Raw genomic sequence first — 483 nt, forward strand, 5'->3', positions numbered from 1 at the left:
CCGGCGGAGGGCTTTGCCAAGGTTCGCCATGCCGTGCCGATGCTCAGCCTCTCCAAGGCCTATACCGACCAGGACGTCGCCGACTTCATCGAGCGCGGCCGGCGCTTCTTCGACCGGGACAAGGATCTGGACATCGCCTTCACGGCCGAGCCGAAGATCGACGGGCTGTCGGCCTCGCTGCGCTACGAGCGCGGCGTGTTCGTGCAGGGCGCAACGCGCGGCGACGGCGCCGTCGGCGAAGACATCACCGCCAACCTCAAGACGATCGCGGATATCCCGAAAACCCTGAAGGGCTCGGGCTGGCCCGATTTGATCGAGATACGTGGCGAGGTCTATATGACCTATGCCGAGTTCGAGGCGCTGAAGCAACGTTCAGCGGCTGCCGGCGGCCAGGACTACGTCAATCCGCGCAACGCCGCTGCCGGGTCGCTGCGCCAGAAGGATCCCTCGGTCACCGCCAGCCGCAACCTGAAGTTCTTCGCC

Annotated in this window: 1 pseudogene; it reads left to right on the forward strand. The window is 65.8% G+C overall.

The annotated features are described in order from the left end of the window. A pseudogene (locus EOA24_RS40690) lies at window positions 1-483 on the forward strand (NAD-dependent DNA ligase LigA); the annotation flags it as partial.

It is taken from the genome of Mesorhizobium sp. M2A.F.Ca.ET.039.01.1.1 (genome assembly GCF_003998035.1).
Lineage (GTDB): Bacteria > Pseudomonadota > Alphaproteobacteria > Rhizobiales > Rhizobiaceae > Mesorhizobium.